We start from the raw sequence: 17,956 nt of genomic DNA, 5'->3' as shown, positions 1-17,956 counted from the left end.
CGTAACGCGTCCGGCCTGCGTCCCGCATTCTGGACAGAAGCGGATCCGGGGTCCGGACTCCGTAGACTGTCAGGGTGATTTCCCGTATTGACATGCGCGGTTCCCTTCCTGCGGACCTGCGCGACGTGCTGCCCCGCGCCGAGCTCGACGTCGAGGCCGCCCTGGAGAAGGTGCGGCCCATCTGCGACGACGTGCGCCATCGCGGGGCGGCAGCCGTACGGGAGCTGACCGCCAGGTTCGACGGTGTCGAGATCGCCTCCGCCCGCGTCCCCGTCGACGTCGTCCGGCGGGCGCTCGACGAGCTCGACCCCCGGGTCAGGGCCGCGCTGGAGGAGTCGATCAGGCGGGCCCGGCTGGTCCACCGCGACCAGCGCCGCTCCGACGTCACCACGCAGGTCGTGCCCGGCGGCACGGTGACCGAGCGCTGGGTGCCGGTCGATCGCGTGGGCCTCTACGTGCCCGGCGGCCGTGCCGTCTATCCCTCCAGCGTGGTCATGAACGTCGTCCCGGCCCAGGAGGCGGGCGTCGCCTCGCTGGCCGTCACCAGCCCGGCCCAGAAGGAGTTCGGCGGGCTGCCCCACCCCACCATCCTGGCCGCGTGCGCGCTGCTCGGCGTCGACGAGGTCTACTCCGTGGGCGGGGCGCAGGCCGTGGCCATGTTCGCCTACGGCACCGAGGAGTGCCCGCCCGCGACCATGGTGACCGGCCCCGGCAACATCTGGGTCGCCGCCGCCAAGCGCCTGCTCAAGGGCCGCATCGGCATCGACTCCGAGGCCGGCCCCACCGAGATCGCCATCCTGGCCGACGAGACCGCCGACCCGGTGCACGTCGCCGCCGACCTGATCAGCCAGGCCGAGCACGACACGATCGCCGCCGCCGTCCTGGTCACCACCAGCCTTGAGCTGGCCGAGGCGGTCGAGAAGGAGCTGCCGGGCCAGGTCTCGGCCACCCGCCACTCCGAGCGCATCACCGAGGCGCTGGGCGGCCGGCAGTCGGGCATCGTGCTGGTCTCCTCGATCGACGACGGCATCAAGGTCGTCGACGCGTACGCGGCCGAGCACCTGGAGATCCACACCGCCGGCGCGGCCGAGGTCGCGGCCCGGATCCGCAACGCCGGGGCGATCTTCGTCGGCCCCTACGCGCCGGTCTCGCTCGGCGACTACCTCGCCGGGTCCAACCACGTGCTGCCCACCGGCGGCTGCGCCTGCCACTCCAGCGGCCTTTCCGTGCAGTCGTTCCTGCGCGGCATCCACGTCGTGGACTACACCCGCGAGGCGCTGGCCGGCGCGGCGGCTCATGTGTCGGTGCTGGCCGACGCCGAAGACCTGCCGGCGCACGGCGCCGCGATCCGCGCCCGCTTCGACTGGCGAGTCCCCACGGAGTCAGAGTGAACCCCGCCGATGTGACCCTCGACGACCTGCCGATCCGCGACGACCTGAAGGGCCGCTCGCCCTACGGCGCGCCGCAGATCGACGTGCCGGTCCGGCTCAACACCAACGAGAACCCCTATCCGCCCTCGCCCGCGCTGGTCGCCGACCTGGCGCAGGCCGTCGCCGCGAACGCGGGCGAGCTCAACCGCTACCCCGACCGCGACGCCACCGGGCTGCGCGCCGACCTGGCCGCCTACCTGGGCCACGGGCTGAGCCCCGAGCAGGTGTGGGCGGCCAACGGCTCCAACGAGGTGCTCCAGCAGATCCTGCAGGCCTTCGGCGGCCACGGGCGCACCGCCATCGGGTTCGAGCCGTCGTACTCGATGCACCCGATCCTCACCACCGGCACCAGCACCGAGTGGATCAGCGCCGTCCGCGAGGACGACTTCTCCCTCGACCCCGGCAAGGCCGTCGCGGCGATCGAGGAGCACCGGCCCGACATCGTCTTCCTGGCCTCGCCCAACAACCCGACCGGCACCGCGCAGCCGCTGTCGACGATCGAGGCCGTGCTGGCCGCCGCGCCGGGCGTGGTGGTGATCGACGAGGCCTACGCCGAGTTCGCCCGCCAGGGCACTCCGTCGGCGCTCACGCTGCTGCCGCGGCACCCGAGGCTGATCGTCACCCGCACGATGTCCAAGGCGTTCGCCATGGCCGGCACCCGCCTCGGCTACCTGGCCGCGCACCCGGCCGTGGTGCAGGCGCTGCTGCTGGTGCGGCTGCCGTACCACCTGTCCACGCTCACCCAGACGGCCGCGCGGGTCGCGCTGCGCCACCGCGCCGAGCTGCTCGGCACGGTCGACGCGCTGCGCGCCGAGCGCGACGCCACGGTCGCCTGGCTGCGCGGCAAGGGGCTGTCGGTGGCCGACTCCGACGCCAACTTCGTGCTGTTCGGACGGTTCCCCGACCGGCGCGAGGTGTGGGAGGGGCTGCTGGCACGCGGTGTGCTCATCCGCGAGGTGGGCCCGCCAGAATGGCTGCGTGTGTCGATCGGCACCGGCGAGGAGATGGCGGCCTTCCGCGCCGCGATGGAGGAGGTTCTGTGAGTCGCGTAGGGCGCGTGGAGCGGGCAACGAAGGAGACCTCGGTCCTGGTCGAGGTGGGCCTCGACGGCACCGGCCTGGTCGACGTCTCGACCGGGGTGGGCTTCTTCGACCACATGCTGGCCCAGCTCGGCAAGCACGGTCTGTTCGACCTGACCGTCAAGACCGAGGGCGACCTGCACATCGACTCCCACCACACGATCGAGGACACTGCGCTGGCGCTGGGCGCGGCCTTCCGCCAGGCGCTGGGCGACAAGTCCGGCATCCGGCGGTTCGGCAGCGCGTCGTGCCCGCTGGACGAGTCGCTGGCCCAGGTCACGGTCGACCTGTCCGGGCGGCCGTACCTCGTGCACACCGAGCCCGCGGGCATGGCCCCGATGATCGGCCCCGACTACGACACGACGATGACCCGGCACATCCTGGAGTCCCTGGTGGCCCAGGCGGCCATCTGCCTGCACGTGCACGTGCCGTACGGGCGCAACGCCCATCACATCGTCGAGGCCCAGTTCAAGGCGCTGGCCAGGGCGATGCGCGAGGCGTCCGAGCTCGACCCGCGCGCCTCGGGCGTGCCGAGCACCAAGGGTGTGCTGTGACCGACAACCTCATCGCGGGCGTCATGGTGTTCCTCGGGCTGTTCCTCGGCGGCGGCGTGTTCTCGCTGGCCAAGCAGGGTCTCAAGGTGGGCGCCGCGGTCTGCGCGCTCGGCGCGGCGATGGCGATCACGGCGGGGGTGTTGTGGTGGTGAGCAAGAACATCGTGGTGCTCGACTACGGCTCGGGCAACCTGCGCTCGGCCGAGCGGGCCCTGGCCAGGGTGGGCGCGGACGTCACCGTGACCGCCGACTTCGACGCGGCGCTCAATGCCGACGGGCTGGTCGTGCCGGGCGTCGGCGCGTTCGCGGCCTGCATGGCCGGGCTCAAGGGCGTGCACGGCGACCGGGTCATCGGCCGCCGCCTGGCCGGCGGGCGTCCGGTGCTGGGCATCTGCGTCGGCATGCAGATCCTGTTCGCGCGGGGCGTCGAGCACGGCGTCGAGACCGAGGGCTGCGGCGAGTGGCCGGGCACGGTCGAGCGGCTGGAGGCGCCCGTGCTGCCGCACATGGGGTGGAACACGGTCAAGGCGCCCGCTGACAGCGTGCTGTTCGCCGGGCTCGACGCCGACACCCGCTTCTACTTCGTGCACTCCTACGGCGTGCGCGAGTGGGAGCTGCAGCCGGCCGACCCCGGTTTCGCCGCGCCCGTGGTGACCTGGGCCGAGCACGGCGTGCCGTTCGTGGCCGCCGCCGAGAACGGCCCGCTCATGGCCACCCAGTTCCACCCGGAGAAGTCCGGCGACGCCGGAGCCGCCCTGCTGAGGAACTGGCTAGAGACGGTATGAGCAAGGAGCGGGCGCGCCGGCGGGCCGAGCGGGAGGCCGAGCGGGCGCGCGCGATCCGGCTCAACGAGGAGCGGCAGGCACGGCGCGCCCGGCGCCGCGCCCTGACCGCCCGTCTGATCCCGCGCCCGGTCAGGTTCGCCCGGCAGGGCGGCCTGATCGCCCGCCGCCATCGCGCCCAGAACGTCGCGGTGGCGCTCGGCTTCCTGATCGTGCAGGCGATCGTGTGGCTGGTCTGGGGCTCGCCCGCGGTGAGCCTCGCCGTGTTCGTCTTCTCCCTGCTGCTCGCACCTGTTGTCGTGACCCTCGCTTTCGACCGGAGGACCTGAATGTCGCTCGTATTGCTTCCCGCCGTGGACGTCGCCGATGGCCAGGCCGTACGCCTCGTCCAGGGTGAGGCCGGGACCGAGACCGGCTTCGGCGAGCCGCTCGCCGCGGCGCTGGCCTGGCAGGAGGCGGGCGCCGAGTGGATCCATCTGGTCGACCTCGACGCCGCGTTCGGCAGGGGCTCCAACAAGGAGCTGATCAGCGAGGTGATCGGCAAGCTCGACGTCAAGGTGGAGCTGTCCGGCGGCATCCGCGACGACGAGTCGCTGGCCGCCGCCCTGGCCACCGGCTGCCGCCGGGTCAACATCGGCACCGCCGCCCTGGAGAACCCCGACTGGTGCCGGAAGATCATCGCCGAGCACGGCGACCGGATCGCGGTGGGCCTCGACGTGCGCGGCACCACGCTGGCCGCCCGCGGCTGGACGAAGGAGGGCGGCGACCTGTGGGAGGTGCTCGACCGCCTGGAGGCCGACGGCTGCCCCCGCTACGTCGTCACCGACGTGACCAAGGACGGCATGCTGCAGGGGCCCAACCTCGACCTCTACCGGCGGATCTGCGCACACACCGACAAGCCCGTGATCGCCAGTGGCGGCGTGTCCAGTCTTGACGACCTGGTGGCACTGGCTTCTCTCGTCCCGGACGGAGTGGAGGGAGCCATCGTGGGCAGGGCCCTGTACGCTCACGCGTTCACTCTTGAGGACGCGCTGGCCGCGGTACGCGTTTAGCTTCGCCGGGAGGGGGCGGAATGAGCGTCAGCATGGAAAGCACCGGTCCGAGGGTGTTCTCGGGCGGCATCTGGGAGGAGAAGTACGGGTACGCCCGCGCGGTGGTCGTGGGCGAGCGCGTGATCGTCTCCGGGTGCACGGCCACGATCGACGGCGAGGTGCGCCACGTCGGCGACGCCTACCGGCAGAGCCTGACCGCCATCGACATCGCGCTGGACGCCGTCGAGGTCGGCGGCCTGACCCGCGAGGACGTCGTCATGGTCCGCTACTACGTGGTGGAGCAGCGCCACTTCGACCTCGTCGGCCGGGCCATCTACGAAGTCTTCGGGCACGTGCGGCCCGCCTGCACAGGAGTGAGGGTCGCCGGGCTGGTCGACCCTCGAATGCTGGTCGAGATCGAAATCGAGGCACTGCGAGCATGACCGTAGCGGTAAGAGTGATCCCCTGTCTCGACGTCGACGCCGGGCGGGTCGTCAAGGGCGTCAAGTTCGAGAACATGCGCGACGCGGGAGATCCGGTCGAGCTGGCCAGGCGCTACGACGAGGAGGGCGCCGACGAGCTGACCTTCCTCGACATCACCGCCTCGTCGGGCGAGCGGGAGACCATGCTCGACGTGGTGCGCAGGACCGCCGAGCAGGTGTTCATCCCGCTCACCGTGGGCGGCGGCGTGCGCGCGGTCGACGACGTCAACCGGCTGCTGCGGGCGGGGGCCGACAAGGTGTCCCTGAACACCGCGGCCATCGCCAGGCCCGAGTTGCTGACCGAGGCGTCGCGGCGGTTCGGCGCGCAGTGCGTGGTGCTGTCGGTCGACGCCCGCCGGGCGCCGGGCATGCCCAGCGGGTTCGAGGTGACCACCCACGGCGGCCGGCGCGGCGCCGGCATCGACGCGGTGGAGTGGTCGGCGCGCGGCGAGGAGCTGGGCGTCGGCGAGATCCTGCTCAACTCCATGGACGGCGACGGCACCCTCGACGGCTACGACCTGGAGCTGCTGCACGCGGTGCGCGCGGCGGTGCGGGTGCCGGTGATCGCCAGCGGCGGCGCCGGCCGGCTGGAGGACTTCCCGCCGGCGATCGAGGCCGGGGCCGACGCCGTGCTGGCCGCCAGCGTGTTCCACTTCGGCACGCTGAAGATCGGCGACGTCAAGGAGACGCTGCGGATGGCGGGCCACCCGGTCCGCTGAGGCCACTTGGTCCGCTGAGCCCGCCTGCCGGCCCCGCCCGCGCGGGGCCGGCAGGCGGTCAGAACACCCGCATGTGGTGGAAGAGCTCGTAGGAGGCGTCCTTGGCGGCGAACGCGGCCGCCTCCGAACGTTTGACCGCCAGGTACGCGCTGCGCCGCAACGGCCCGAGCGCCTCCATGAGCACCTCGTCGGCCTCCAGCGCGTCGAGCGCCTCCTCCAGGGAGCCGGGCAGGCGGGGATAGCGGTCCGGCACGGTGTCGGGATCGATGTCCACGGCCTCGCCCGGGTCGAGCTTGCGGCGGATGCCGTCGAGCCCCGCGTGGATGACCGCGCCGAGCGACAGGTACGGGTTGGCCGAGGAGTCCGACGGCTTCAGCTCCAGGTTCGGCTCGCCGCTCTCGCCCAGCGGCGAGCACACGCGCACGGCCGCCTCCCGGTTGTCGGGGCCGTAGACCGCGTACGCGCTGGACCACGTGCGAGGTGAGAGCCGGCGGAAGCTGTTGACGCTGCCGCAGGTCAGGGCGGTCAGGCCGGGCAGGTGGGCGATCAGGCCGCCGATGAAGTGCGCGCGTTCCTGGCCGTCCTCGGCGAACAGGTTCCGGGTGTCGCGCCACAGCGACAGGTGCAGGTGGGCGCCGTTGCCGGCCTGGTCGGCCAGGGGCTTGGGGGCCAGCGAGGCCCACATCGACATGCGCATCGCCACGCCGCGCACGGTCTCCCGGTAGAGCACGTGGTTGTCGGCGGCGCGCAGCGGGGGCGCGTGGTGCACCGACAGCTCCTGCTGGCCGGGGCCGAGCTCGGGGTGGTAGTGCTCGACGCGCAGGCCCTGGGTCTCCAGCGCGCGGATGAGCCTGATCGTGTAGTCGTGCGCGGTGTCGAAGCCCGTGCCGGCGTAGCAGAGAGAGTCGTCGAGCGGCACCAGCCGGTCGGGGCCGCCATTGACGTCGGGCAGGCGGCGGCCGAGCGTGAACTCGGGCTCGAAGGCCGCCTCGATCCGGTAGCCGTCGGCGGCCAGCTCCGCGACGGCGTCCTTGAGGAACGTGCGGGCGCAGGCCTCCCACGGTGAGCCGTCGGGCCGCCGCAGGTCCGACAGCATCGCGGCGGCGCCCGGTGCATGGGGCAACGGGACGAACGTGGCCGGGTCGGGGACAATGCGAACCTCGCCCACCGGACCCAGGTGCTCGACCTCCTGAAGCTGGTCGAGCATGTTCATCGCCATCATGGCCACCGTGTGCCCGATGCCCGAGTTGAGCCGTTCGGCCAACCGGGACCGGGACGCCGCCTTGCCACGGACCACGCCACCGTGGTCGGCGTACAGGAAACGGATCAGCTCGATGCCCTCAAGCTCTGCCCGTTCGAGGACGCGCCGGGCCTGCGGATCGAGCTGATTGATCTTGTTGCCGCTGGGGCGATCTCTCATCCTGCCTGCGTAACACGATCTGTCAGCGCGTGGAAGCACCTAGCGCGGACAGAACGCGAACATCAGGTCAGAACATTCGTAAAGAAGACCGCCAATTGGTTGGCTCCTTGGACAATTCCGTCAAACACGCCGTTGACCGCGGCCGCCGCCTGGGCCGGCCGGGTGAACAGGTAGAAGACCACGAACGCCACCAGAACGTACGTAGCCACCTTCTTGACCTGCATGGGGGGCCTCCTGCAGTCCATTCCCAGCCGTATATACCCGGATCTGGGCGATCACGGTCATCTTCTGTGAAGATGTCCAAGATCCTAACCGGGGGGCTTCTTTCCTGTGCCATCGTACGGGCTGGAGGTTTAAGACGAGGGGTTTCTGGGCCGAGGGTTTCGGTCAGAATCCGAGCCGGGCTTCGGTTGCCCGGCTCACCGCCGCGTCGTCGCCGGTCAGCTCCACCCGGGCGTGCTCCTGCCGGCCGAAGCAGAACAGCAGCAGCTCCTGGGCCGTGCCGGTGACCTGAACCTTGGCGCCTTCCCGAGCCCCGCCGAGCGCCACCCCGCCGCCTGCCGCCCCGCCTGCCGTCCCGCCTCCTGTGCGGCGCAGCACCAGGCGCACCGGCGAGCGGCGCAGCATGATCCGGGCGCCCGCCGACACCCGCTTCCAGATGAGCTCGTCGAGGTCGGCCGGCAGCTCGCGCGGCTCCCATCCGGGCTGCGCGCGGCGCACGTCCTCGTGGTGGACGAAGAACTCCAGCGTGTTGACCGCCTTGTCCAGGAAGGGCAGCAGCCCGTAGACGCCGCCCGGCCGGCGCACGATGCCCACCAGCTCGGGGTAGGGGTGCCGGGCCTTCAGGCCGTTCTGGACCGAGGCGGTGTAGCCCGCCAGCGCGCTGATCCCGATGCCGCCCATGGCGTCCGGCCGGCGCTCGCGCAGCACGAGGTGGGCGGCCAGGTCGTAGGTGGTCCACCCCGCGCACAACGTGGGCGCGTCGGGGCCGAGCCGGTCGAACAGGTCGCAGAGCGCGGTGCGTTCGCCACGAGCGTGAGTCACCCGATCAAGCCTACCTGTGGGAATAAGGAGACGACCGGCCGTGATAGGGACATAGATAGAAATATCGACGTTTGAAGGGAAAAATATCGAGTGGCGAGCAAGGTCACCTCGGCCGTCATGCGTCAAGGACTGCGGGTCCTTGGGGTGGCCATTCGCACGGAGAGAGCCGTGTTCGCGATGGCCGCGCTGGCCAGCGCGGTCTACGGCGGCATGACCGTCGCCTCGGCCTGGGCACTGGGCTGGGCGACGCAGAACGTGGTGCTGCCCGCCTTCGACCAGGGCCGGACCTCCACCGGCGCCATGTGGACCGGCGCGCTGCTGATCATCGGCACCGCGCTGCTCAAGGCGATCGGCGTGGCGGGGCGGCGCATCCTGGCCGGCGTCGTGCAGTACCGCATGCAGGCCAGGTCACGCAGGGACGTGACCAAGCAGTACCTGCGGCTGCCACTGTCCTGGCACCACCGGCACCCGACCGGGCAGCTGCTGTCCAACGCCAGCGCCGACGCCGAGGCCGCCTGGGCGCCGCTCGCGCCGCTGCCGATGGCCGTCGGCGTGCTGGTCATGCTGTTCACCGCGGCCGTCGCCATGCTGTTCACCGACCTCGTGCTCGCGCTGGTGGGCTTCCTGATCTTCCCGGCCATCGCCGTGCTGAACCTGGTCTACCAGCGCAGGCTCAGCCCCCTGGCCACCCGCGCCCAGCAGCTGCGCGCCGAGGTGAGCGAGATCGCGCACGAGAGCTTCGACGGCGCGCTGGTCATCAAGACCCTCGGCCGCGAGGAGCTGGAGACCGACCGCTTCCGCCGCCGCGCCCACGAGCTGCGCGACGCCAACATCGCCGTCGGCCGGGTGCGCGGGCTGTTCGACCCCATGCTGGAGGCGCTGCCCACGATCGGCGTGCTCGCCGTGCTGGGGGTCGGCGCGCTGCGCCTGTCCACCGGCTCGATCGACTCCGGCGACCTGGTGCAGGTCGCCTACCTGTTCACGCTGCTGGCCTTCCCGATCAGGGCGCTGGGCTGGGTGCTGGCCGAGCTGCCGCGCAGCGTCGTCGGCTGGCAGCGGGTGCAGGCCGTGCTCGACGCCGAGGGCTCCATGGACTACGGCGACACGTCCGTGGCCTCGTCCGGGCCCGCCGAGCTGAAGGTGGCCGGCGTGTCCTACGCCTACGACCAGGCCGAGGTGCTGCACGACGTCACCTTCGACGTGCCGCCCGGCCGGACCGTGGCCCTGGTGGGGCCGACCGGGTCGGGCAAGTCGACGCTGGTCCAGCTGCTGGTCCGGCTCGTCGACCCCGGCTCCGGGCAGGTGCTGCTCGACGGCGTCGACGTGCGCGACCTGCCCTACGGCGCCATCGCCGGCTCGGCCGCGCTGGTGCCGCAGCAGACGTTCCTGTTCGACGACACCGTACGCGGCAACGTCGCGCTCGGCCTGGACGCCGGCGACGAGGACGTGTGGGCGGCGCTGCGCCTGGCCCAGGCCGACGGCTTCGTCGGCCGCCTGGGCGACGGGCTCGACACCCGCGTCGGCGAGCGCGGCGCGTCGCTGTCCGGCGGCCAGCGCCAGCGCATCGCGCTGGCCCGCGCGGTGGTCCGCCGCCCGCGCCTGCTCATCCTCGACGACGCCACCTCCAGCGTGGACCCCCAGGTCGAGGCCAAGATCCTGCACGGGCTGCGGGACACCGCGGAGGCCACGACCGTCGTGGTCGTCGCCTACCGGATGGCCACCATCGCCCTGGCCGACGAGGTGGTCTACCTCGACCACGGCCGGGTCGAGGACCGCGGGACCCACGAGGAGCTGCTCGTGCGCTGTCCCGGATACCGCAACCTGGTGACCGCCTACGAGCGCGAGGAGGCCGAACGGGCCGCCATCGACCTGTCGCCGGCCCCGGACGCCGAAGAGGAAGAGGAAGAGGTCAGCGCATGAGCGAGGCGCTCCAGGGCAACGTCGAGCGGTCGGCGCTGGCCACCATCTGGCACGGCCTGTCGCTCACCCCCGAGTTCCGCAAGGGGCTGGCCGGCACCCTCGGGCTGGCCGTCGTGGCGACCATCGGCAAGATCATCGTGCCGATCGCGGTGCAGCAGACGATCGACACCGGCATCAAGAGCGGCACGCCGGACCTGCCGTACATCACCCGGGCCGTCCTGGTGTGCGCCGCGGCCGTGCTGCTGACCGCGCTGGCCGGCTACATCATGAACGTGCGCCTGTACAAGGCCACCGAGTCCTCGCTGGCCAGCCTGCGGGTGCGCGGGTTCCGGCACGTGCACGACCTGTCGGTGCTCACCCAGAACAGCGAGCGGCGCGGCGCGCTGGTCTCGCGGGTCACCAACGACATCGACCAGATCAGCACGTTCATGCAGTGGGGCGGGCTGATGATCATCGTGGCGTTCGGCCAGCTCTTCGTGGCCAGCGTGCTCATGCTGGTCTACTCCTGGCAGCTCACGCTGCTGGTGTGGGTGTGCTTCGTGCCGCTGATGATCGCGCTGCCGCGGTTCCAGCGGCTGTTGTCGCGGGCGTACACGACCGTGCGCGAGCGGACCGGCGACATGCTCGCCGCGGTCAGCGAGTCCGTCGTCGGCGCCGCCGTCATCAGGGCCTACGCCTCCGAGCGGCGTACCGCGGACCGCATCGACAAGGCCGTGGACGCCAACAGGACCGCGCAGATCAAGGCGCAGACCATCGTCGGCTTCGTCTTCCCGCTGACCGAGATCGTCGCCGCGCTGGCCATCGCCGGGATCGTGCTGCTCGGCGTCCGGCTCGGCGTGTCCGGCGACATCACCGCGGGCAAGCTGGTGGCCTTCCTCTTCCTGGTCACGCTGTTCGTCTCGCCGCTGCAGACCGCCACCGAGGTGCTGAACGAGGCCCAGAACGCGGTGGCCGGCTACCGCCGCATCCTGGGCGTCCTGGACACCCCGCCGGACGTCGCCGACCCCGGCGAGAAGGGCGTGCGGCTGCCCAGGGGCCCGATCTCGGTGGCCTTCGAGAACGTGCACTTCTCCTACCCGGGCGGCCCGCCCGTGCTGCGCGAGATCTCGCTGGAGATCCCGCCGCGCTCGCGCGTCGCCGTCGTCGGCGAGACCGGGTCGGGCAAGACCACGTTCGCCAAACTGCTGACCCGGCTCATGGACCCGGTCGGCGGCCGCGTCACGGTGGACGGCCACGACCTGCGCGACGTGCGCTTCTCCTCCCTGCGCGAACGCATCGTCATGGTCCCCCAGGACGGCTTCCTGTTCGACGGCACCCTGGAGGACAACGTCCGGTACGGCAGGCCGCCGGCCACCCGCGAGGAGATCCAGCTCGCGATGACCGAGCTGGGCCTGGCCGACTGGGTCGAGGGCCTGCCCGCGGGCCTGGACACGCCCGTCGGCCAGCGCGGGGAGTCGCTGTCGGCGGGCGAGCGCCAGCTCGTCGCCCTGGCCCGCGCCTACCTCGCCGACCCCGACCTGCTGCTGCTGGACGAGGCCACCTCGGCCGTCGACCCGGCCACCGAGGTGCGCCTGGCCCGCGCGCTGGAGGGCGTCACCAGGGGCCGCACGGCCGTCTCGATCGCCCACCGGCTCTCGACGGCGGAGAACGCCGACGAGGTGCTGGTGTTCGACGCCGGCCGCCTGGTGCAGCGCGGCCCGCACGCCGAGCTGGTCACCCAGCCCGGCGTCTACGCCGATCTGCACGCCTCCTGGGTCTCGGCGGCGCACTCCTGAGCGCGCGTTCCTAGTCGAGGGCGGCGGCGAACGTCACGCTCGTGCCCGCCGGGCCGGACACGATCGTGATGTGGTCGCACAACATCCGGGTCAGCCACAGCCCCCGCCCGCGGAACTCCAGTCCCGCGGGCGGGCGCGCCTCGCCCATCCAGCCGGGCGGCAGCCCCGGGCCCTGGTCGGTGACCTCGCACCACAGCCGTCCCTCGCCCGACCACAACCGCAGCCGCCCCTGGCCGCCGCCGTGCAGGACCGCGTTGGTGGTGACCTCGTTGACCGCCAGCACGAAGTCCTCCAGCCGCCGGCCGCTCAGGCCCTCGTAGGCGGCCTGCTCGGCCACGGCCCTGCGCAGGAACGTGATGCGCCCGCGCGCGAAGGTCGCGCGCAGCACCTGCCTACCCATCGCCCACCCGGCGGACGACGACGTGCGTGTCGGCCCTGACCAGCCGGAGCACCCGGGCCACCCGCTCGGCGCAGACGACCACGGTCGAGCCGTAGGGCCTGGCCGCGGCCGTGACGGTCAGCAGCCGCGCCGATCCTGCGTCGATGAAGTCGAGGTGGGAGGCGTCGATCACGACCTGCCCCGGCTCCTTCTGCAGCGGCGACAACACCGAGCCGAACGCCGGCCTGTTGGTCAGGTCGACGTCGCCCCACACTCGCAGCCCCGGCGGCGAGGAGGTGCTGGCGAAGCGCAGCAGCGCCTGCTCGGGCGCGATGGGGTGCACCGCGGTGGCCCGCTCGATGGCGTCGAGAGGGAACAGCTCGCGGTCGTACTGGCACACCGCGGCCAGCCAGCGCTCGCCGAACAGCTCGTTGGCGGTGGCCTCGAACGCCGCCTGGGCCTGCGCGTCGCGCGCTCCCCAGGAGGCGTCGATCAGCGCGTAGACGCCGTGCTGGCCGTGCCTGCGCGCCCGGTGGTGGGCGTCGGCCAGGGCGTGCAGCAGGCGGTCGGGGTCGAGGCGGCCGTCGGTGAAGTGCGTGTCGGCGCAGGACAGGATCTCCACCTGCCCGGCCGCCTCGGCGTCGTCGAACCCCGGGACGAGCGGCGCCAGCCAGCCCCGGGCGCGCTCAGGGGTCTCCGCATGGGTGATGATCACCACCTTGGTCCGGCGGCGCAGCCCGTTGAGTGTGAACTGCCTGGTCGTCGTCATGCGCTCCCGCTCGCCCTCGAACGGCAGGCAGACGTGGTCCCCCAGATCCGGGTCGAGGACCGAGCCCGCGACGTGCACCACGATGTGTCCTCCCTAGCACGCGTCGCCTAGAAATTACCGTGATGCCCGCGATCACGTAGCGCGTTCTCGGCAAAACACACCGTCACCCGTTCCCGCCGGTGTACGTTTTCGGCGGGGCCGCCCAGGAAGGGTCATGAAAGGCATGGGCGTGGACGTACTGGAGACGACGTACAGCAGGCACGGGGACATCGTGGTGGTCGCCCTCGCGGGCGAGGTCGACGTGGACAACGTCGCCCGGGTCAGGAGGTGCCTCGACGAGGCGATGGCGGCCGACGGCACGCGGCTGGTGGTCGACCTGACCGGGCTGACCTTCATCGACACCACCGGGCTCGGGGTCCTGGTGCGCCAGCTCGCCGCGTTGCGCGACAGGGACGGCACGATGGCGCTGGTGGCCTCCGACGGCCAGGTGCTGCGGCGGCTGCGCAGGACGAACCTGGCGGCCCTGTTCCCCATCCATGACACCTTGTCGCAGGCGCTGGCCCAGCCGGAGGCGGGAGCACGGGGGAGGGCTGGTTGAATGGCACCATGTCCCTCGACCCCGAGATCGCCGCACGGCTGAAGCGCAACGCGGACGGCCTCGTGCCCGCCATCGCCCAGCAGCACGACACCGGCGAAGTGCTCATGATGGCCTGGATGAACGACGAGGCGCTGCACCTCACGCTCACCACCGGCCGGGCCACCTACTGGTCGCGCAGCCGCGACCGGCTGTGGGTCAAGGGCGACACCTCCGGGCACGTCCAGCACGTCAAGAGCGTGGCCCTCGACTGCGACGGCGACACCGTCCTGCTCAAGGTCGACCAGGTCGGCGCCGCGTGCCACACCGGCGACCGCACCTGCTTCGACGCCGGTCTGCTCGGTTAGCGCTCACGGCATGACGTCTGGTGAGGTTTCCGGCAAGGGCTCGGGGAACGGGCGGCGCGAGTTGTGGGCGTGGCTGGCGCTGACCGTCCTGGGCAGCTGCCTGGTGCTGCTGGCGGCCGGTCAGGTCTGGGTGCGGGTGCTCGGCGCGCAGGCCGCCGACGCGGTCGCGCCGACCGGCGGCGACCTGAGCCCCGTGCTGTCGCCGCTGGCGCTGGCGGGGCTGGCGGGCGTGGTGGCCGTGCTGGCCACCAAGGGCGCCGGGCGCCGGGTCGTCGGCGCGCTGGTCGCGCTCTGCGGCGCGGGCGCGGCGGCGGGCACGTGGGCGGGGCTGGCCTCGGCCACCGTGACCGGCTGGCTGCGCGAGCACAACGCGGTCCGCGCGGTGGCCGGCCTGCCCTGGGAGCCGGTGCCGGGCTGGCCGGTGGTGGCCGGGCTCGGCGCGTTGCTGCTCCTGGCCGGCGGCGTGCTGGCCGCGGTGCGCGGCGGCAGGTGGGCGGGCATGTCGTCGCGCTACGACAGGGCCGCTGACGCGACGGACGAGCGGGCGGGAGACGGGGCGGGCGTGGTCGCGGCCACGGCCCGCAGGGGTCATGAGGACCGCGAGTTGTGGGACGCCCTCGACCGCGGCGACGACCCGACGGAGTCCCCGGAGCCCCGCTGGGGTCGGTAGTTACGAAATCTCCACGGTTCTGAACCTCTGTCTGCTTGGCAAACGTTTTCTCAATAAGCTGCCGTTGCAACTCGCCAAAAGACAAGAGGAGCCAGCTCATGAGCTACGGGGACCAGGGCGGCAGCGGGGGCCACGGCGCGCAGCCCCCCGGCGGAGGTTACGGCCAGCAGCCGCCCACCGGCGGCGGCTACGGCCAGGGCCCGGCCTACGGCCAGCAGCCCCAGAGCGGCGGCTACGGCCAGCAGCCCCAGCACGGCGGGGGGTACGGCCAGCAGCCCCAGAGCGGTGGCGGTTACGGTCAGCAGCCGCAGAGCGGCGGGGGCTACAACCAGCAGCCGCCCAGCGGCGGCGGTTACGGCTACAACCAGCAGCCCCCGAGCTACCCCCAGGAGCCTTTGGGGTACGGCCAGCAGCCGCAGCCCCCGAGCGGCGGCTACGCCCAGCCGGGCTACGGTCAGCAGAACTACGGTCAGCAGGGCTACGGCCAGCCCGGCTACGGCCAGTACGGCGCCCCGCAGCAGCCCCGCTCCACCAACGGCATGGCGGTGGCCTCGCTCATCCTGGGCATCGTCGGCCTGGTCACCTGCGGCGCGACCAGCATCGTCGGCGTCGTCCTCGGCCACATCGCGCTCAACCGCATCAAGCGCACGGGGGAGGAGGGGCAGGGCATGGCGATGGGCGGCCTGGTGACCTCCTACATCATGGTCGTGCTGTTCGTGCTGTTCTGGATCTTCTTCGGCGGGTTCTGGCTGACCCTGATCGGCATCGGCTCGGCGGCCTCCGTCAGCGACTACTCGTGAACGGGCGGGGCGCAGCGTGACGCCCCGCTTGCGGTGTGATTACGAATTGTCCGCAACGTGGGCGTTAGTCCACGTAGGGAATGCTTTATCGCTAGGCTGCCGCGCGCAACTCGCTTCACGCTGACGACATGAGGAGTCACGAGCATGAGTTACGGAAACCAGGGCGACGGCGGTTACGGCGCCCAGCCGCCCGGCGGCGGTTACGGGCAGCAGCCGCCGAGCGGTGGTGGCGGCTACGGCCAGCAGCCGCCCAGCGGCGGCGGTTACGGTGGCGGCTACGGCCAGCAGCCCCCGAGTGGCGGCGGCTATGGTGAGCAGCCCCCCGGTGGCGGCTACGGCCAGCAGCCCCCGAGCGGTGGCGGCTACGGCCAGCCCCCTGGCGGCGGTTACGGGCAGCCGCCCGGTGGCTACCCCGGTGGCGGTTACGGCCCCGGTGGCGGCGGCACCCCGCCGGACAACCAGCTGGTCCCGGCGATCCTCACCACCCTGTTCTGCTGCCTGCCCCTCGGCATCGTGGCGATCGTGAAGTCGTCGCAGGTCAACTCCAAGTGGCAGGTCGGCGACATCCAGGGCGCCATGCAGGCCGCCGAGGAGGCCAAGACCTGGTGGAAGCGCAGCCTGATCTTCGGCGCCATCGCCATCGTCCTGCTCATCATCTTCTACGTGGTGGTGTTCGTGCTGCTCGCCGCCTCGACGAGCAGCTACGGCTCGTACTGACGGACTGGGATACTGACGGCATGGACATCGCAACAACCGGGCGGCGGGGGACGGGGCGGCTGAAGGGCCTGCTCGCGCCGCTCGGTGTTGCGGCCGCTACGGGGGCCGTGTTCGGCGTGGTCGGCGTGGTCGACCCCAACCAGCCCGGCCACTACCCGACCTGCCCGTTCCTGTGGGTCACCGGCCTCTACTGCCCGGGCTGCGGCACGCTGCGCACGATCCACGCGCTGGCCCACCTCGACCCGCTGGCCGCCCTGGGGCTCAATCCGCTGGCCGTCGCCATGATCCCGTTCCTGCTGTTCTGGTGGGGCCGGTGGGTCGTGCGGGCGTGGCAGGGCAGGCCGCGGCGCACCACGTTGGCCCATCCGGCGTGGCTGTGGGCCTTCCTCGGGGTCGTGATGGTCTACTGGGTCGTCCGAAACCTCCCCTTCGGGGCGTTCCTCGCGCCGTAGTACGGGCCCTGTGGCGAGGTGACCCCGGTGGGGCCGATACCATCGCAGGACAAGGCCGAGAGCGGACGCGAGGCGAACTCTCTGCCACCCCCACTGTCAACCGGAGGGACCCCAAGCGCGTGAGTGAGCGGACGGAAGGACCGAGTGTCCTCGACGACATCCTCGAAGGGGTGCGCGCCGATCTCGCCGCACGTCAGCAGGCCGTGTCGATCGACGAGCTCAAGCGGCGAGCCGAGCGGGCCCAGGGGCCCAGAGACGCGATGGCCGCCCTCGGGGGTGACAGGATCTCGGTGATCGCCGAGGTCAAGCGGTCGAGCCCGTCCAAGGGCGCGCTCGCCGCCATCGCCGATCCCGCCGCGCTCGCGGCCGACTACGAGGCCGGCGGCGCCCACGTGATCAGCGTGCTGACCGAGCGGCGCAAGTTCGGCGGCAGCCTGGAGGACCTGGCGGCCGTCCGCGCCCGCGTCGACATCCCCATCCTGCGTAAAGATTTCATCCTCACCTCCTACCAGCTCTGGGAGGCCCGGGCCCACGGCGCCGACCTGGCGCTGCTGATGGTCGTCTGCCTGGAGCAGGAGGCGCTGGTGTCGCTGATCGAGCGGGCCGAGTCCATCGGGCTCACCCCGCTGGTCGAGGTGCACACCGAGGAGGAGCTGGAGCGGGCGGTCGCCGCCGGGGCGCGGGTCATCGGGGTCAACGCGCGTAATTTGAAGACTCTTGAGGTCGACCGCGACGTCTTCGCGAAGCTGGCGCCGAAGATCCCGGATAATGTGATCAAGATCGCCGAGTCGGGCGTGCGCGGCCCGCACGACCTGCTCGCCTACGCCAGGGGTGGCGCCGACGCCGTCCTGGTGGGGGAGAGCCTGGTCACCGGCAAGGATCCGCGCAAGGCCGTGGAGGCGCTGGTGACCGCCGGCGCTCACCCGTCGACGCGCCCCGACCACTCAGCAGAGGGATAGCAGTGGCTAACGAAGGCTCCATCCTCAGCGCCG

The 17,956-nt window shown here is 72.0% G+C and carries 23 protein-coding genes; 18 read left to right on the top strand and 5 right to left on the bottom strand.

The features are described 5' to 3' along the window. The first annotated feature begins 74 nt into the window (after nt 1-74). From hisD to hisF, 9 genes are read left to right on the top strand one after another with little or no spacing between them, the layout of a single operon-like run. Nucleotides 75-1,391, top strand: coding sequence for a histidinol dehydrogenase (hisD, locus tag AB0J46_RS15055; protein ID WP_364331342.1), 1,317 nt, complete (start codon nt 75-77; stop codon nt 1,389-1,391). Further along, nucleotides 1,388-2,473, top strand: a complete 1,086-nt coding sequence (locus AB0J46_RS15050) for a histidinol-phosphate transaminase (protein ID WP_364331339.1) — start codon at nt 1,388-1,390, stop codon at nt 2,471-2,473. The genes hisD and AB0J46_RS15050 overlap by 4 nt, the downstream gene beginning before the upstream one ends. Next, on the top strand, nt 2,470-3,063 hold the full coding sequence (hisB, locus tag AB0J46_RS15045; protein ID WP_352326348.1) for an imidazoleglycerol-phosphate dehydratase HisB: 594 nt from the start codon (nt 2,470-2,472) through the stop codon (nt 3,061-3,063). Before AB0J46_RS15050 ends, hisB begins: the two co-directional genes overlap by 4 nt. Then, nucleotides 3,060-3,215 carry a hypothetical protein gene (locus AB0J46_RS15040; RefSeq protein ID WP_358293892.1) on the top strand — a complete coding sequence of 52 codons (156 nt, stop codon included), beginning with the start codon at nt 3,060-3,062 and terminating at the stop codon, nt 3,213-3,215. The genes hisB and AB0J46_RS15040 overlap by 4 nt, the downstream gene beginning before the upstream one ends. Then, a complete protein-coding gene (hisH, locus tag AB0J46_RS15035; RefSeq protein ID WP_364331334.1) occupies nt 3,212-3,847 on the top strand; it encodes an imidazole glycerol phosphate synthase subunit HisH in 636 nt (211 codons plus the stop codon). The genes AB0J46_RS15040 and hisH overlap by 4 nt, the downstream gene beginning before the upstream one ends. Beyond that, complete coding sequence (locus tag AB0J46_RS15030; protein ID WP_364331331.1) at nt 3,844-4,173, top strand: hypothetical protein; 330 nt, start codon at nt 3,844-3,846, stop codon at nt 4,171-4,173. Before hisH ends, AB0J46_RS15030 begins: the two co-directional genes overlap by 4 nt. After that, on the top strand, nt 4,174-4,896 hold the full coding sequence (priA, locus tag AB0J46_RS15025; protein WP_352326353.1) for a bifunctional 1-(5-phosphoribosyl)-5-((5-phosphoribosylamino)methylideneamino)imidazole-4-carboxamide isomerase/phosphoribosylanthranilate isomerase PriA: 723 nt from the start codon (nt 4,174-4,176) through the stop codon (nt 4,894-4,896). Between the two features lie 32 nt (nt 4,897-4,928). Then, nucleotides 4,929-5,318 (top strand): Rid family hydrolase, encoded by a 390-nt coding sequence (locus AB0J46_RS15020; protein WP_352326354.1) that lies wholly within the window; start codon nt 4,929-4,931, stop codon nt 5,316-5,318. Then, a complete protein-coding gene (hisF, locus tag AB0J46_RS15015; RefSeq protein ID WP_364331327.1) occupies nt 5,315-6,076 on the top strand; it encodes an imidazole glycerol phosphate synthase subunit HisF in 762 nt (253 codons plus the stop codon). Before AB0J46_RS15020 ends, hisF begins: the two co-directional genes overlap by 4 nt. A 58-nt stretch (nt 6,077-6,134) precedes the next feature. Here hisF and AB0J46_RS15010 read toward each other — a convergent pair whose 3' ends face one another. From AB0J46_RS15010 to AB0J46_RS15000, 3 genes are all read right to left on the bottom strand, one after another. Beyond that, the gene (locus AB0J46_RS15010; protein WP_364331324.1) at nt 6,135-7,496 is read right to left on the bottom strand and encodes a glutamine synthetase family protein; all 1,362 of its coding nucleotides are present in this window, start codon (nt 7,494-7,496) and stop codon (nt 6,135-6,137) included. Between the two features lie 62 nt (nt 7,497-7,558). Then, entirely contained in the window at nt 7,559-7,720 is a 162-nt protein-coding gene (locus AB0J46_RS15005) for a hypothetical protein (RefSeq protein WP_185844438.1), read from the bottom strand. 163 nt (nt 7,721-7,883) lie between these two features. Beyond that, complete coding sequence (locus tag AB0J46_RS15000) at nt 7,884-8,540, bottom strand: TIGR03085 family metal-binding protein (RefSeq protein ID WP_364331321.1); 657 nt, start codon at nt 8,538-8,540, stop codon at nt 7,884-7,886. Between the two features lie 117 nt (nt 8,541-8,657). Here AB0J46_RS15000 and AB0J46_RS14995 point away from each other — a divergent pair, with 117 nt between their 5' ends. Continuing rightward, entirely contained in the window at nt 8,658-10,460 is a 1,803-nt protein-coding gene (locus AB0J46_RS14995; protein ID WP_364332232.1) for an ABC transporter ATP-binding protein, read from the top strand. Continuing rightward, nucleotides 10,457-12,235, top strand: coding sequence for an ABC transporter ATP-binding protein (locus AB0J46_RS14990; RefSeq protein WP_364331318.1), 1,779 nt, complete (start codon nt 10,457-10,459; stop codon nt 12,233-12,235). Before AB0J46_RS14995 ends, AB0J46_RS14990 begins: the two co-directional genes overlap by 4 nt. Before the next feature lie 10 nt (nt 12,236-12,245). Here the strand turns inward: AB0J46_RS14990 and AB0J46_RS14985 are convergent, their stop codons facing one another. Together AB0J46_RS14985 and AB0J46_RS14980 are read right to left on the bottom strand one after the other, a co-directional pair. Beyond that, nucleotides 12,246-12,635 (bottom strand): ATP-binding protein, encoded by a 390-nt coding sequence (locus tag AB0J46_RS14985; protein ID WP_352326361.1) that lies wholly within the window; start codon nt 12,633-12,635, stop codon nt 12,246-12,248. After that, nucleotides 12,628-13,464, bottom strand: coding sequence for an MEDS domain-containing protein (locus AB0J46_RS14980; RefSeq protein ID WP_364331315.1), 837 nt, complete (start codon nt 13,462-13,464; stop codon nt 12,628-12,630). The genes AB0J46_RS14985 and AB0J46_RS14980 overlap by 8 nt, the downstream gene beginning before the upstream one ends. 133 nt (nt 13,465-13,597) lie before the next feature. Between AB0J46_RS14980 and AB0J46_RS14975 the strand changes: the two genes are divergently transcribed. The 7 genes from AB0J46_RS14975 (at nt 13,598) to trpC (ending at nt 17,923) form a co-directional block, all read left to right on the top strand. Further along, nucleotides 13,598-13,981 carry an STAS domain-containing protein gene (locus AB0J46_RS14975; protein WP_364331312.1) on the top strand — a complete coding sequence of 128 codons (384 nt, stop codon included), beginning with the start codon at nt 13,598-13,600 and terminating at the stop codon, nt 13,979-13,981. Between the two features lie 8 nt (nt 13,982-13,989). Further along, entirely contained in the window at nt 13,990-14,325 is a 336-nt protein-coding gene (gene hisI / locus AB0J46_RS14970) for a phosphoribosyl-AMP cyclohydrolase (protein WP_364331309.1), read from the top strand. 10 nt (nt 14,326-14,335) lie between these two features. Beyond that, nucleotides 14,336-14,995 carry a TIGR02234 family membrane protein gene (locus AB0J46_RS14965; protein WP_364331306.1) on the top strand — a complete coding sequence of 220 codons (660 nt, stop codon included), beginning with the start codon at nt 14,336-14,338 and terminating at the stop codon, nt 14,993-14,995. Between the two features lie 98 nt (nt 14,996-15,093). After that, entirely contained in the window at nt 15,094-15,795 is a 702-nt protein-coding gene (locus AB0J46_RS14960) for a DUF4190 domain-containing protein (protein ID WP_364331303.1), read from the top strand. 144 nt (nt 15,796-15,939) lie between these two features. Further along, nucleotides 15,940-16,512 (top strand): CD225/dispanin family protein, encoded by a 573-nt coding sequence (locus tag AB0J46_RS14955; RefSeq protein ID WP_357968152.1) that lies wholly within the window; start codon nt 15,940-15,942, stop codon nt 16,510-16,512. 20 nt (nt 16,513-16,532) lie between these two features. Beyond that, nucleotides 16,533-16,964, top strand: coding sequence for a DUF2752 domain-containing protein (locus tag AB0J46_RS14950; protein WP_364331300.1), 432 nt, complete (start codon nt 16,533-16,535; stop codon nt 16,962-16,964). 119 nt (nt 16,965-17,083) lie between these two features. Further along, on the top strand, nt 17,084-17,923 hold the full coding sequence (trpC, locus tag AB0J46_RS14945; RefSeq protein ID WP_125630391.1) for an indole-3-glycerol phosphate synthase TrpC: 840 nt from the start codon (nt 17,084-17,086) through the stop codon (nt 17,921-17,923). Nucleotides 17,924-17,956 lie beyond the last annotated feature (33 nt).

Source organism: Nonomuraea sp. NPDC049758 (assembly GCF_040674635.1).
Taxonomy (GTDB): domain Bacteria; phylum Actinomycetota; class Actinomycetes; order Streptosporangiales; family Streptosporangiaceae; genus Nonomuraea.
The sequence above is the reverse complement of the archived record's forward strand: the minus strand, read 5'-3'. Positions and strand labels throughout refer to the sequence as shown.

Excerpts from the sequence above, each read along its gene's own strand:
- AB0J46_RS14950 (WP_364331300.1), top strand. The coding sequence starts at position 16,533 with ATGGACATCGCAACAACCGGGCGGCGGGGGACGGGGCGGCTGAAGGGC.
- AB0J46_RS14955 (WP_357968152.1), top strand. The coding sequence starts at position 15,940 with ATGAGTTACGGAAACCAGGGCGACGGCGGTTACGGCGCCCAGCCGCCC.
- hisF (WP_364331327.1), top strand. The coding sequence starts at position 5,315 with ATGACCGTAGCGGTAAGAGTGATCCCCTGTCTCGACGTCGACGCCGGG.
- AB0J46_RS15005 (WP_185844438.1), bottom strand. The coding sequence starts at position 7,720 with ATGCAGGTCAAGAAGGTGGCTACGTACGTTCTGGTGGCGTTCGTGGTC.
- priA (WP_352326353.1), top strand. The coding sequence starts at position 4,174 with ATGTCGCTCGTATTGCTTCCCGCCGTGGACGTCGCCGATGGCCAGGCC.
- AB0J46_RS15030 (WP_364331331.1), top strand. The coding sequence starts at position 3,844 with ATGAGCAAGGAGCGGGCGCGCCGGCGGGCCGAGCGGGAGGCCGAGCGG.
- AB0J46_RS15020 (WP_352326354.1), top strand. The coding sequence starts at position 4,929 with ATGGAAAGCACCGGTCCGAGGGTGTTCTCGGGCGGCATCTGGGAGGAG.
- AB0J46_RS14960 (WP_364331303.1), top strand. The coding sequence starts at position 15,094 with ATGAGCTACGGGGACCAGGGCGGCAGCGGGGGCCACGGCGCGCAGCCC.
- hisI (WP_364331309.1), top strand. The coding sequence starts at position 13,990 with ATGTCCCTCGACCCCGAGATCGCCGCACGGCTGAAGCGCAACGCGGAC.
- AB0J46_RS14995 (WP_364332232.1), top strand. The coding sequence starts at position 8,658 with ATGCGTCAAGGACTGCGGGTCCTTGGGGTGGCCATTCGCACGGAGAGA.
- AB0J46_RS14990 (WP_364331318.1), top strand. The coding sequence starts at position 10,457 with ATGAGCGAGGCGCTCCAGGGCAACGTCGAGCGGTCGGCGCTGGCCACC.
- AB0J46_RS14965 (WP_364331306.1), top strand. The coding sequence starts at position 14,336 with ATGACGTCTGGTGAGGTTTCCGGCAAGGGCTCGGGGAACGGGCGGCGC.
- AB0J46_RS15010 (WP_364331324.1), bottom strand. The coding sequence starts at position 7,496 with ATGAGAGATCGCCCCAGCGGCAACAAGATCAATCAGCTCGATCCGCAG.
- AB0J46_RS14985 (WP_352326361.1), bottom strand. The coding sequence starts at position 12,635 with ATGGGTAGGCAGGTGCTGCGCGCGACCTTCGCGCGCGGGCGCATCACG.
- AB0J46_RS14975 (WP_364331312.1), top strand. The coding sequence starts at position 13,598 with ATGAAAGGCATGGGCGTGGACGTACTGGAGACGACGTACAGCAGGCAC.